The organism is Pseudomonas khorasanensis (genome assembly GCF_014268505.2).
Lineage (GTDB): Bacteria > Pseudomonadota > Gammaproteobacteria > Pseudomonadales > Pseudomonadaceae > Aquipseudomonas > Aquipseudomonas khorasanensis.
This window is the reverse complement of sequence record NZ_JABWQP020000001.1, coordinates 1,094,281-1,106,459: the sequence shown is the minus strand read 5'-3', so window position 1 is coordinate 1,106,459 and position 12,179 is coordinate 1,094,281. Positions and strand designations below refer to the sequence as shown.

At 56.3% G+C, this 12,179-nt stretch carries 9 protein-coding genes; 5 read left to right on the top strand and 4 right to left on the bottom strand.

Annotation, left to right across the window (positions count from 1 at the left end; genetic code table 11):
• Nucleotides 1–4: 4 nt before the first annotated feature.
• From HU727_RS05100 to HU727_RS05090, 3 genes are all read right to left on the bottom strand, one after another.
• Entirely contained in the window at nucleotides 5–2,395 is a 2,391-nt protein-coding gene (locus tag HU727_RS05100) for a TonB-dependent siderophore receptor (RefSeq protein ID WP_186528717.1), read from the bottom strand.
• Between the two features lie 120 nt (nucleotides 2,396–2,515).
• Nucleotides 2,516–3,496 (bottom strand): FecR domain-containing protein, encoded by a 981-nt coding sequence (locus HU727_RS05095; protein ID WP_186529280.1) that lies wholly within the window; start codon nucleotides 3,494–3,496, stop codon nucleotides 2,516–2,518.
• Nucleotides 3,483–4,001, bottom strand: a complete 519-nt coding sequence (locus tag HU727_RS05090) for a sigma-70 family RNA polymerase sigma factor (protein WP_186528710.1) — start codon at nucleotides 3,999–4,001, stop codon at nucleotides 3,483–3,485. Before HU727_RS05090 ends, HU727_RS05095 begins: the two co-directional genes overlap by 14 nt.
• Before the next feature lie 136 nt (nucleotides 4,002–4,137).
• Between HU727_RS05090 and HU727_RS05085 the strand changes: the two genes are divergently transcribed.
• Nucleotides 4,138–4,836, top strand: a complete 699-nt coding sequence (locus HU727_RS05085; RefSeq protein WP_186528708.1) for a dTMP kinase — start codon at nucleotides 4,138–4,140, stop codon at nucleotides 4,834–4,836.
• A 1,067-nt stretch (nucleotides 4,837–5,903) separates the two neighbouring features.
• On the opposite strand, the gene HU727_RS05080 is transcribed toward HU727_RS05085, so the two are convergent.
• The gene (locus HU727_RS05080; RefSeq protein WP_186528706.1) at nucleotides 5,904–6,893 is read right to left on the bottom strand and encodes an NAD-dependent epimerase; all 990 of its coding nucleotides are present in this window, start codon (nucleotides 6,891–6,893) and stop codon (nucleotides 5,904–5,906) included.
• Nucleotides 6,894–7,434: 541 nt separating this feature from the next.
• On the opposite strand from HU727_RS05080, the gene rfaH reads away from it, so the two are divergent.
• Genes rfaH through HU727_RS05060 form a run of 4 tightly spaced genes read left to right on the top strand, consistent with a single transcriptional unit; the run spans nucleotide 7,435 to nucleotide 12,036 of the window.
• Nucleotides 7,435–7,968: a transcription/translation regulatory transformer protein RfaH gene (rfaH, locus tag HU727_RS05075; protein ID WP_186528704.1), complete on the top strand. Its 534-nt coding sequence runs from the start codon at nucleotides 7,435–7,437 to the stop codon at nucleotides 7,966–7,968.
• Nucleotides 7,969–8,004: 36 nt separating this feature from the next.
• Complete coding sequence (locus tag HU727_RS05070) at nucleotides 8,005–9,165, top strand: outer membrane beta-barrel protein (RefSeq protein ID WP_186528697.1); 1,161 nt, start codon at nucleotides 8,005–8,007, stop codon at nucleotides 9,163–9,165.
• Between the two features lie 13 nt (nucleotides 9,166–9,178).
• Nucleotides 9,179–9,712, top strand: coding sequence for a polysaccharide biosynthesis/export family protein (locus tag HU727_RS05065; protein ID WP_186528695.1), 534 nt, complete (start codon nucleotides 9,179–9,181; stop codon nucleotides 9,710–9,712).
• Nucleotides 9,713–9,714: 2 nt separating this feature from the next.
• Entirely contained in the window at nucleotides 9,715–12,036 is a 2,322-nt protein-coding gene (locus tag HU727_RS05060; RefSeq protein WP_186528693.1) for a GumC family protein, read from the top strand.
• The last annotated feature ends 143 nt before the right edge of the window (nucleotides 12,037–12,179 follow it).

Genomic DNA, 12,179 nt, shown 5'->3' with positions numbered 1-12,179 from the left:
CTGTTTACCAGTTGTAGCTCAGTTTGGCGGTAATCTCGCGACCCGGGTTGTAGAAGTTCGCTGTGCCGGAACCGACCACGTGCTGCTCATCCAGCAGGTTGCTGACGTTCACCGCAAGGTCGGTGCCCTTGGCGATCTTGTAGTTGAACGCGGCGTCGAACAGCGTGGTGCCGTCGCTTTTGCCGGAGTTGGCTGCATCAAAGTAATAAGAGCCGACGTAGCGCGCGCCCAAGCCCACGCTGACATCAGTGTCGGGTACGTCGTAATAGCTCCAGAGCGAAGCGGAATGCTTGGGTGCCGTGGCAAATTCATTACCTTTCAGGGAGCTGCCGTCGTACAACGAACCGCGCAGTACTTCTGATTCCATATAGGAATAGCCACCAATCAGACTGAGGTTCTGCGTCACCTGCGCTTTGGCCTCCAGATCGAGGCCACGTGCCTGCGATTCGCCCACCGTCTGTTGCTCAATGATGCCGCTGGGCAGCACCACGGCGATGGTGACGTTTTCCTGGGTCAGGTCATAAACGGCTGCGGAGAACAGTGCGTCCATGCCCATCGGCGCATACTTCACGCCTACTTCGTACTGCCTGCCGGTCTGCGGTGTTACGCCAACCTGCGGCGGCGAGACGGACTCGACCATGCTCACATAGGTGGACACCTCATCGTTGACGATATAGGTCAACGCACCCCGGTAGGAAGTTTCGGAGAAGTTGTCTTTCTCACGGGATTGCAAACCTTTGCTCGTCAGGTCCATCGAGTCGTTGCGCACACCTGCGGTGACGATGAAGCGCTCGTAGAACGACAGGTTCTGCTGAAGGAATACGGCTTTGGTGGTCGCGTCCCGCTTGTTGACGGCATACGGCGTGATTGAACGTGGAACACCCGTAAATACGGGATTTGCAATATCGATCGGGGTGGTCAGGGCGTAGACCGAGCTTTCCTTGGTGGTCGAATCGAGGTACTCCACGCCCACCAGGCTGCTGCTGTCGATGTTCTCGAAACGGGCATCGTATTGCAGCATCAGATTGCCGTTGAACTGATCGGCTTCAGTGTCCGTTCCAAACAGGTACCGGTCAACGCTGGTACCGACCCGTGCGGCACTGTCGCTGAGGTAAACGTAGCCAAAATCATCGGTCAACTTGCTGTAACGCAGATTGCTGCGCAGTACGAAACCGTTGTCGAAGTCATGGGTGATGTTACCGCTGAGGCTGGTGCGCTCGACATCATGAAAGTTGTAGCTGGGCTCGCCATAAAACTTGCTGCGGTCGTATTCCCTGTCCAGTGGATAGCCACCACTGTTCGGTGAACTCTCGGTTTTCAGATAGTCCAGAATCAACGTCGCTGACGTGTAGTCCGTAGGTGCCCAGGTCAGGCCACCCATAAACAACTGGTTGTCGTCCTGCGAATGGTCGTATTCGCGGTCGCTGTTCTGGCCTTTGGCGGTAAAGCGACCAGCCAGGGTTTTGTCGTCATTCAACGCATCGCCGACATCGATGCCTGTCTCGACATGGTCAAACGAACCGTAGGTCACATAGCCTTGGCCAAACTTCTCGAAACGCGGTTGTTTGGTCACGAAATTCACCGAACCGCCCGGATCCGCAGGGCCAAACAGCGTTGAGTTGGCACCACGCAGAATCTCGATGCGCTCATAGGCGAACGGATCTTCGCGTACGCCGCGCATCGAACTCAGGGTCAAGCCGTCACGGTAAGTGGTGGCCTGGAAGCCGCGGATCTGGAAATAGTCGTTGCGGTCATCCGTACCATAGAAGTCACTGACCACGCCCGGCGTGTATTGCAGCGCCTCTTCCGTAGTGCTGACGCTGCGTTGCTGCATTTCCTTGTTGGTCACCACCGACACCGATGCCGGTGTATTGAGAATGCTGGTTGCCACCTTGCCGCCAACCCAGAGCTCCTTGGCGACCACCGAGTTGGCGTCGTCGTCGGCACTGACCCTGACCTTGGCATTGATGATGAGCGGGGCGAGGCGGTAGTCCTCGACGTCCGTTGCGCCAAGCTCAAGCGGGCCGGCGGGCTTTGCTTGAGGGGACAACAGGTAGGCATTCGGGCCTTGCTGCTCGACTTGCAATTCGCTGCCCTGGAGCAACGATGACAGCGCTGCCGACGTATCGAGCGTGCCATTCACGCCAGCAGTGGTGCGGTTCGCCACACTCGACGCGTCGAAGGAAAGACTGATGCCAGCCTCGCGCGCAAAGCGGTCAAGCGCCGGCGCCAGTGGGCCAGGGGCGATGTTCCACTGTTTGACCTGACTGCTCTGGTCAGCGCCCGAGGTTTGCGCCAGCGATGGCAATGCGTAGCTGCTCACGATCAAACCCAAAATCGCACCGTGCAAGGCACGATTCAATGGATGGCGCTGCGAAACAGGGGACGAACTCATTTTCTCGCTCCAAGAAAGGACATCGGCAGACTGGCCTGTATTCCGGCCTTCCTTAGAGGTCGAACGAGAATGAGAAACCACCTCATTATTTTTCAGATAGCAAAAAATAACGAGGGGGACTCAGGTGGCAGCGGTCACGGTCACCCAATAACGGGTCCGATAATCGATGTGCAGGCGCAGTGACTGCGCGATCAATGCCAGGACCCGATCGTTGTCGGCGAGTTGGAAGGTGCCGGAAACGCGACGATCAGCAACCTCTTCGGCGCAGCGCAATATTCCGGGGCGATAACGCGACAATTCCTCGATGAAGTCACCAAGGCGCATATGCCGCGCGCTGATTACGCCGTCACCCCAACTCCATAAATCAAGGCCGTCGTCCCTGAGCGTTCGGGTGCCGCTTGATGTGAACAGCAGTTGATTGTCTGCCGGGACGCTGCGGCTCGCAGGCGTTTGACTGGAGCCAGGGAAAACCGTGACTGATCCTTCCTGCGCCGCGACCAGGGTGCCGTCGTCACGCTCGCGCACCAGAAAGCGGGAACTGTGGGCTCGCATGATCCCATCGCGAGATTGCACCCATAACGGTCGCGCTTGAGACGAGTGTGGGTCCGCGCCGACATTCACGATGATTTCACCACGTCGCAGGATGATCAGACGTCGCTGGGCGTCGAAATCGCTGTCCACGGCGCTGTCGCTATTGAGCTGAATAAGGCTGCCATCATCGAGTTGGAAACGTCGCTGCTCGCCGGTGCTGCTGCGCTGCTCTGCAAGCATGGAGGGCAGGGGAGTGTAGTCGCGGCCGAGCCAGGCTGCCGTGCCGACGGTCGCCAATACGCCCAGTAGCTTCAGGCTTTCCCGCCGGCGTATTCCCTGCCGGGCGCCCTTAAGGGTTTGTCGAGCCAGCTGAGCTGGCACGCCTTCGAATTCATCGCCAAGCGTTTCCACACGCCGCCACGCCACTACATGCTCTGGGCGCTGCTGCAGCCAGTGCTCAAATGTGCGCTGTGTCTGTTCATCGGCTTGATTGAAGCGAAGGCGCACCAGCCATTGGATCGCCTGCTCGACAATGGCCGGATCCAGCGCCTCGGGCTCAGGCCTCGACATAACGCAAGCGATAGCAATGTTGCAGGGCTGTGGCCAGGTCGCGTTCCACCGTCGCGCGGGAAACACCGAGCTTTTCGGCGATTTGGGCGCAGGTCAGGCCGTCGAGTCGGGCAAATAAAAACGCCTGGCGAACTCTTGGTTTAAGCATGTCGAGCATGCGGTCGATGCGCTCAAGCGCGTCAAGAATCATAAGCCGGCTTTCTTCCGAGGGAACCTCGTGTTGAGGCAGCAACGTGATGCTTTCCAGGTAGGCGCGTTCAAGTTCGCGACGACGATACTGATCAATCAACAGACCGCGGGCGATGCTGCTCAAATAGGCGCGGGGTTCGCGCAGAGCGCCGGACTGATGGCGGTGTTTGAGCACACGAACAAAGGTGTCCTGCGCCAGATCTGCGGCGTTATCGCGACATCCGATGCGTCGGACCAGCCAGCCCTGTAACCACGAGAAGTGGGTGCGATAGAGCAGCCCTGGATCTGCAGTACCTAGTGTTTCGTCGCTACGCATCGGCATCCCGGGACATACATGATTGATAATGAATCGCATTCTACTCAGGCGATGGCCCCTCAGGCAAATACGTCGCGCTCAGCGCCTGCATTAATCCGTTAGAGTGTTCGCCACTCTTCGTTAGAGCCTGTGAAAAATGAATCGTCCGCTGTTTGTCGCTCTGGATGGCCCTAAAGGCGTCGGCAAAACAACGTTGTTAGAGGCCATCACTGAAGCCCTCAGGGCAGACAACAAGAAAGTCATCCGACTGTGCGAGAAAAAAAGCGACCCGTTCAGGGGCGAAACAATGCACTTGGTGAACCGGCTCGTCCGACATCCTGACCGGGATCTGGAGCTGGAAGTCTGCCAACGCCTGGCTGATAGCCGCCGCTGGATTTCCCGGCACGTGCTGACCAAACAACCCACCGACAGCATCATCCTGATCGATCGCTGGTATCCGTCCGATGCTGCGTTTCGCCGAGCAGTCCCGTTTTCAGAAATCCTCCAGTTGAATATTGAGCGCAACGTTCAAGTGCCAGACCTGCATGTCGGAGTGGTCACCGCGGCAAATATTTCGTGGGCGAGGGCAGGGGCACGACGACGCGGCTTGAGCAGTACTGTGCTTCGCGGTCTGGAGGAGCATGTCGCTTGTACCCAGGCGTTTGAGCAGGCCGCTGCGGAGCAGGGCTGGTTTTTATGCCGCAATGAGGGAGCGATCGAGGAGGCGACGAGGCGGGTGGTAATGGAGATCAATAGGGCGATGAGCCATTGCAAAAAAGCGGGCTCCAGCATTGCGAGCAGTGCTGCAGCCCCGCATCGATCGGCTATCAGTCGAAACTCAGTTCCTGACTCTTGATGTGATTGGCCACCGCGCCGGAAATGGCATCCATTTTTGACAGGTGGCACGCTATACGCCAATTACAACGACATCGACGCAAGCCAATTGGCGATGCTTCCTGATCAACCGAAATCCAGGCGCAAAAAGTTCTCCAGGCCTGACGCAGAAATGCAATTCGCGATTGAACGTATCGAAGCCCATTTCGCGACACAGCCCCGTGCGTTTCGTGAAAGGTTTCTGCCGGCTATTACAGGATTGCGAGTAGCAGCTTCTGGAGTGCCTTTGACGGAGGTTCGCCAAGTAAGCGAGGGGGCTCGGGTTTTCCTCGGATGGACCACTGAGCAGCATTGGTTGTTGAAGCTGCAAACGTATGGCGGTTAAGCGATGACATAAGGGCGGTGCTGTGATCTCAAAGCCTGCGCCATTCACATCCATGATTTAACATAATATACATTACACGTAACAAGGTATTGCAAGGTTGCCATGGCTGCCTTGTAGGTTTGAGCCTGCATTGTGCGTCCGAACCAGCGATTCTCTACACCATGCATTCCCGCAACCTGAAGCGCTCATGACGACTACGCATCTGCTTTTCAATCACAGGTTGCGCAAGCTGCATCGTGAGTTTTCCTCGAACCGATTTCCATACCGGAAAAAATCAATCCTGGTGAAACCGCTTCGCTGATCAAGCCGAATCCATTCGAACGTTCAAGCAATCGAGACGCTCCAGATTCCACCTTGTACGCCTCATTGCAGTTGCTGGCTCCTAGGTACCCATCAACAATGTTTACAGAGAGCCGTCTGAATCAATTTGGCCCACCGGAGATTCTTCTGTGGGCAGATAACAGATCGATCTAAACAACTTAACGCGGCCCGGTTGAGGTTTCGAGCCGGCCGCGATGACCCGCCTGAAGTTCTGCGATAAGAATCGCCATTAACGTGATATTGAAGATTCAGCGCACCAGGCTTCTGCTGACTCATGATCTTACCGAGTTGGTTTTTTCATTAGCTCTACTAAACGACCATTTAGTAGAGCTAATGAAAATAGCCCTGAGTTAGCTGGCTATCATCTGCACCACAGGGAAATTTTACTGTGCAATTGGGACCTTATAATAATGTCGGTACCACGACACAAATTGGCTCACCCCATCTTGAATATCAACTTTTGGCAAAAAGCCAGTCCACTTTTCCAATGCCGAAACGTCGGCCCATGTACTGATGACATCGCCCGCCTGCATGGGCATTAAGTTGTATTGAGCCTTTATACCTAGCGCTGTTTCGAGGCACTCGACAAATACCAGTAATGCTATGGGTTTGCCACGTCCTATGTTGAACAGTTTGTTTACGCCCTCGCCCTCCCGCTCTGCTATGGGCGGTCTTGGACATAACCGTGCGATGCCTTCGACGATGTCATCGATGTACGTAAAATCCCTCGCCATCTGCCCGTGATTGTAGATGTCGATCGGTTGGCCCTGGAGAATCGCTTCGGTGAATTTGAACAACGCCATGTCCGGTCGGCCCCAAGGTCCGTAAACGGTAAAAAAGCGCAGCCCGCTCGCTTTCAATCCATAGAGATGACAATAGCTGCTGGCAAGCAGTTCGTTGGCGCGTTTGGTGGCGGCATACAAGGAAACCGGTTGCTCGACCGGGTTATCGACACTGAATGGCAGCTCACTGTTGGCCCCGTATACCGAACTGCTGGATGCATAGATGAGGTGCGTGGGCTGGTAGAATCGACAGGCTTCAAGCACGTTCAAAAAGCCCACCAGATTCGATTGTGCATACGCATCCGGATTATCCAGCGAGTAGCGAACGCCCGCCTGAGCGGCCAAGTGGATAACCACGGTGAAGCGCTGCTCATCGAACAGCCTCATCAAGGCCGGTTTATCGACGATATCCATCCATTGAAAGCGGAAACCCTGCAGTTCGCTTAGTTGCTCAAGTCGCGCCCGTTTCAGCGCCACATCGTAATACTCATTGAGATTGTCGATACCAATGACTTCATGGCCTTGGAGAACCATTTGTTTAGCCGTGTGAAAGCCGATGAAGCCTGCAGCGCCAGTCACAAGAACGGTCATGATCACTGCTCCCTTTAAGCGAATAGGCGATAAGTTATAGCGGCGATCGACAGCCGAAGTCCATTGCTTATAACGACATTCAAATATGTGGATCATCACATCCAAAGGGTGTGCCAGCAGGATCAGAAAAATTCAGAAATTTGCCCGCTGACAAAAACCCAGAAAAAACAGAATGATAGGCGTTATCCAAGCGACGAGACGACAGATGGCGTGTTTTTTGACTCAGATCGTTTGACAGACTGCGAAGACTGGCCGATAACTACCGACGTCTAGCTGAACACGGCACGAGTGCTCCTTATTCGTTTCCCGAAGTTCCCGAGCTAACCACTAAGCCATCTAGCGTAAACGCTGCAACATGCAGGCAGTGCGGTAGCTTTGTCTTCGAAAAAGTTCAGCCGCCCGCCCGCCCGAACAAGTGATTCAATAGTGAAACACTCCAGCGTTACATCATAATAAAAATATCCCCTGCCGATTGTCTTCTCACAGCCCTGAATAGAGCTTCTGCCTGCATAAACTTTCGAACCTCAAAGAGTTTACCAGCATGTCAGCAATCAGCTCGGATCAACCCAACTGGTACCTGTTGCAATGCAAGCCTCGCCAGGATGAGCGCGCCCACCTCAACCTGCTACAGCAAAACTACGTGGTCTTCCATCCTCAACTGTTTACCGAGCGCGTCATTCGCGGGAAACGACAGCGGGTCATGGAATCGTTGTTCCCCGGTTATCTGTTTATACAACTGGGCCGCACGGACAATTGGGCCCCCTTGCGCTCGACGCGAGGCGTCAGCCGGGTTGTCGAATTCAATCATGGTCCCGTGGCAGTGGCAGATCACGTCATCGAGCATCTGCGCGACCGGTGCCTGGAATCGGACTCGAACGTGCACATGAGTCTCGAGCCTGGAGAGCCGTTGCGAATCATAAGCGGCCCGCTCTCGCCATTGGAGGGTGTATTCCAGGCGCTACACGGTAACGATCGCGTGTTGCTCCTTTTGCAGTTTCTCAACAGGGAGCAGCCGGTCTGTTTGCCGCTTAGCGTTATTGAACGACAAAAACCACGATTTCAATCCTTCAAATAACCGCTTGTCTCATGTGCCTTTCTCGGGAGCCATGACATGGCCTTGAAATCACGCTGCCCTGTTGCACTGATCATGGCCACTTTCTACCCTGGAATGGCCTGGAGTATCGACCCGCAAGCCATTGATGTTTACGGATTTGATTTCACGCCGAGTTTTATATTTTCGGAAAGTTATGACGATAACTTCCGCGAGCTGGAAGACAACAAACAGTCCTCCATGATCACCAGACTGGCGCCCTCCTTCGAGCTCAAGGCCGAGGATCGCAACAGCGCCACGCGAGTGATCTGGCAGCCAACTCGCTACATCTATCACGACGAGTCCGACGCCTCGAACACAGCGCAACGCGTACGCGCCGATAGCATTATGGAGTTCACCGACCGCCATCGTTTGAAGCTTGAGGCCGAGTATCGCAAGTACGAGCGCACGGAGTCGACGGCCGTCGAAGGTGTCAATGACAAACTCAACAATAAACGGGTCGGCGGGCTTTACACCTTCGGCGCTAAAAGTGCAGACAATCAAATCGACCTCGGGGTGAATTACGCCCAACTGCGCTACGACAACGCCGACGGCATCAATGACGATAAAGAACGCGATACCACCGCCTTCACGGGTACCTGGTACCACCGCATCGGCAGCAATACCCGAGGTTTGCTGGAATATGACCACACTGACTTCGACTACCAGCAGGCGAACAGTCCGCGCAGCAGTAAATCGGACGCCTTATTGGCCGGTGCCGTTTGGGATTTCACGGCACGCACGACGGGCAAAGTGCGCGTCGGTTATGAAAAAAAGAACTTCGACAGCAGCGAATCCAACGACCTCGATAACCCCACCTGGCAGGTCGATCTGCAATGGAAACCGCGCACGTATTCGACGTTTACCTTTGTCGCTCGTCAGGCGCTCGCCGAAGGCGATGATGGCGCGGAGGCCGTGAAGTCGACGTTCACTCAAGTCGGATGGCGACACGGCTGGACCGAACGAATTACCACCGTGGCGCAAGCCGGACTCGGCCGCTATGTCTACGAAGGGCAAAGTCGTACCGATGACTTTCAGGATTACAACCTGGCGCTCGTCTATGCCATGCGCCGCTGGCTGGATATCGAACTCGGCTATCGCTTTCGCGACAACGACTCCGATGCCGACAATGAAAGTTTTACCCGCAACGTGTTTCAGATCAGCTTCAACGTCAGCCTTTAAAGAGGGTCTCGACATGAACACACACGCATTTCTCCTGTCGTTCACGCTGGTTGTGGCATCGGCTGTCCATGCGGCAGATCCCGGTACTCAATACAAACTTGCCGCTGGTGATGTGTTGCGCATCATCGTGTTCGGCGAGCCGGAGTTGAGCCTGAAGAAGATCCGTCTCAGCGATGCCGGCACGTTTTCCTATCCCTTCCTGGGAGAAATCTCTGCCAAAGGGCTGACCCCTGGGCAGGTTGAAAAAATCATCGTCGATGGACTGAAACAGGGATATCTGGTCGATCCGAAAGTCAGCCTGAGTCAGATCGAATACCGATCGTTCTACATCAATGGCGAAGTAAAAAAGCCCGGCAGCTATCCGTTCGTGCCGGGCCTGACGCTGGAAAAAGCCATTGCCCTGGGCGGCGGCTTGACCGAGCGGGCCTCCATCAAGCGCGTGACCATTTTGCGTGGCGACGGCGGCGCGACCCTCACGGATGACGTGACCCGCAGCACCACGATTGCTCCCGGCGACACCATTTCCATTGCACAAGGGTTCTTTTAATCATGGACAATAGCCTTGGCACTTACGTCGAACGTCCTCTGCAAACCCACCTGCATCACCATCAGCAGTACAGCGACGACAAGGACACCCTTGATTTGCTGAAACTCTGGAGGGTGATCTGGCGCGCCAAATGGAGCATCGGATGGCTGATCCTGGTGAGCGGTCTGCTGGCGGCCATTGTGGTCTCCAACATTACCCCGCAATACATCGGCAGCACGACCTTGCTGTTCAACGATAAAACACCTCCGCTGATGTCCTTTCAGCAGGTCAAGGATTCGAACAGCAACACCACTGATTATTTGCAGACGCAACAGGCGCTCCTGCAGTCGCGTGATCTTGCCGAGCGCGCGGTGAAAAAACTCGGCCTCACCACTCACCCGCTCACCGACCCGCGCCAGCAACCGAAGCCATGGTTTACGCCGCGCGAATGGCTGGCCGATCTTGATCTGGACAAATGGTTTCCGGGGCTGGGCCTGGACCGCTGGCTGCCGGCCAAAGAGGCGCTCACCGAAGATGACGTCTTCAACCAGGTCACCCAGAATCTCATGCTGCACACCAGCGTGAAGTTCGTCGGCAAGAGCCAATTGCTCGAAATCGAGGTGGAACTGCCGGACCCGGTGCTTGCGGCGGCAGCAGCCAACGCGCTGGCCCGTGGCTTCACCGACAGCCAGCTCGACACCAGCGAAAAGTCATCGCAAACCACAACGGCGTGGATGAACACACGGCTGGTCAAGCTGCGCGATAACCTGCGTGCAGCCGAGAAAAAGCTTCAGGGATACCGCGAAGAACAAGGCCTGGTGGACGTTGGCGGGGTCGCCACGATCAGCGCCAACGAACTGGAAATGACCGGTAATCGCATGGTTGATGCCCGCCGCAACCGTGCCGAGGCCGAAAGCGAGTACCGGCAGGCGAAGGCTTTGAGCAACGGCGACCTGAGTCGGCTGTCCAGCGTCCCCGCCGTTTTGAGTAACCTGTTGGTGCAGAAATTCCAGGCAGATCGTGCCATGGCCCAGGCCAAGGTCGATGAGCTGTCGGGGCGCTACGGGCCCAAACACCCTAGCCTGCTTTCAGCGCAGTCGGAGTTGCGCACCGCCACCAGCAACCTGCAACTTCAGGTGCAGCAGGTCGTCGCCGGTATCGAACGGCAATACCAGCTCGCCACCGCCAGTGAGGCATCGCTGCGTCAGTCCTTCAACAGCAACAAGGCGCAGATTCAGGACATTGCGCGCAAGGAATTCCAGCTGCGCGAGTTCCAGCGTGAGGTCGACAGCTCCCGCGCGCTGTACGAAACCTTTGTGACGCGCTTGAAGGAAACCACGGCCACCGCTGACATGGACTCGACCAAAGTGCGGATCGTCGACCCGGCCATCGTTCCTGTCGACCCAAGCAAACCGCGTAAAACGTTGATCGTTGCGATCGTCGCGCTGATCGCCGCGGTGGTTGGTGTAGCGTTGGCGCTGCTGTTCGACAGCCTGAGCAATACCTTTAAAACCGACGAATCGATCGAAAGCGCGCTGAACATTCCGCTGCTGAGTGTCGTGCCGTTGGTCATGAAGAAAAATCGCCGACAACTGGCGCGCCTGTTTGAGGACAACGATCATCCGCGCTTCTGCGAGACGATCCGTAACCTACGCACCTGGCTGATGCTGCAGAGCAACGAAATGCCGTCGCAGGTGGTGTTGATCACATCGACAGTGGCCGGAGAAGGAAAAAGCACCATCGCCAACAACCTTGCCAGCTCACTCACGCCGCTGGAGCGGGTGCTGTTGATCGATGCCGATATGCGCCAGCCAACCTTGTCGCTGAACTTTGATTTCCCGCCTGACAGCCCCGGCCTGGCGAATGTCATTGCCGGCACCGCAAGGCTTGAAGACTGCATTGTTTCGGTGGGAAACCTGGACATGCTGTTGGCTGGCAGGGTCATGCCGGCTGCGCGGGACACCTTCGCCGCACCACGCCTGCCCTCGCCCGCCGAGCCGCTCAACGCGCTGCAACCGCCGCCGCAGGATTTGCTCAGCTCACCACGCATGGCGCGCATGCTTGAAGCGCTGAGGTCGCGTTACCGCCACATCATCATCGACTCGCCGCCGGCGGAAATGATCAGCGACGCGCTCTTGCTGGCCAAACATTCGGATGCGGTCATTTACGTCGTCAAGGCCGACAGCACACCCATCAGCCAAGTGCAGCGCGGCCTTGCCATGTTGCAACAGAGCCATGTGCCGGTCTTTGGCTCCGTGCTCAACCAGGTCGACCTGCGCAAGGCGCGCAAGTATGGCCATCACCACTCCCGGGCGTTCTATAACTACGATTTCGCGCCCAGGTAACACCCGGCGAACACGCCTGTCGCTGCACCTCGTTCTGCCACAACACAACTCGCTTCACCTCTGCCGAGCCACGAAAAGCCAGCGGAAGACACGTCGTGTCTGTCGCTCAGCGCTGACGCATTACTGCTGCCTTGAGGTCAAGC

Coding starts and splice junctions, on each gene's coding strand:
- HU727_RS05090 (WP_186528710.1), bottom strand. CDS start 4,001: ATGCGTAGCGACGAAACACTAGGTACTGCAGATCCAGGGCTGCTCTAT.
- HU727_RS05070 (WP_186528697.1), top strand. CDS start 8,005: ATGGCCTTGAAATCACGCTGCCCTGTTGCACTGATCATGGCCACTTTC.
- HU727_RS05060 (WP_186528693.1), top strand. CDS start 9,715: ATGGACAATAGCCTTGGCACTTACGTCGAACGTCCTCTGCAAACCCAC.
- HU727_RS05080 (WP_186528706.1), bottom strand. CDS start 6,893: ATGACCGTTCTTGTGACTGGCGCTGCAGGCTTCATCGGCTTTCACACG.
- HU727_RS05095 (WP_186529280.1), bottom strand. CDS start 3,496: ATGTCGAGGCCTGAGCCCGAGGCGCTGGATCCGGCCATTGTCGAGCAG.
- rfaH (WP_186528704.1), top strand. CDS start 7,435: ATGTCAGCAATCAGCTCGGATCAACCCAACTGGTACCTGTTGCAATGC.
- HU727_RS05100 (WP_186528717.1), bottom strand. CDS start 2,395: ATGAGTTCGTCCCCTGTTTCGCAGCGCCATCCATTGAATCGTGCCTTG.
- HU727_RS05085 (WP_186528708.1), top strand. CDS start 4,138: ATGAATCGTCCGCTGTTTGTCGCTCTGGATGGCCCTAAAGGCGTCGGC.
- HU727_RS05065 (WP_186528695.1), top strand. CDS start 9,179: ATGAACACACACGCATTTCTCCTGTCGTTCACGCTGGTTGTGGCATCG.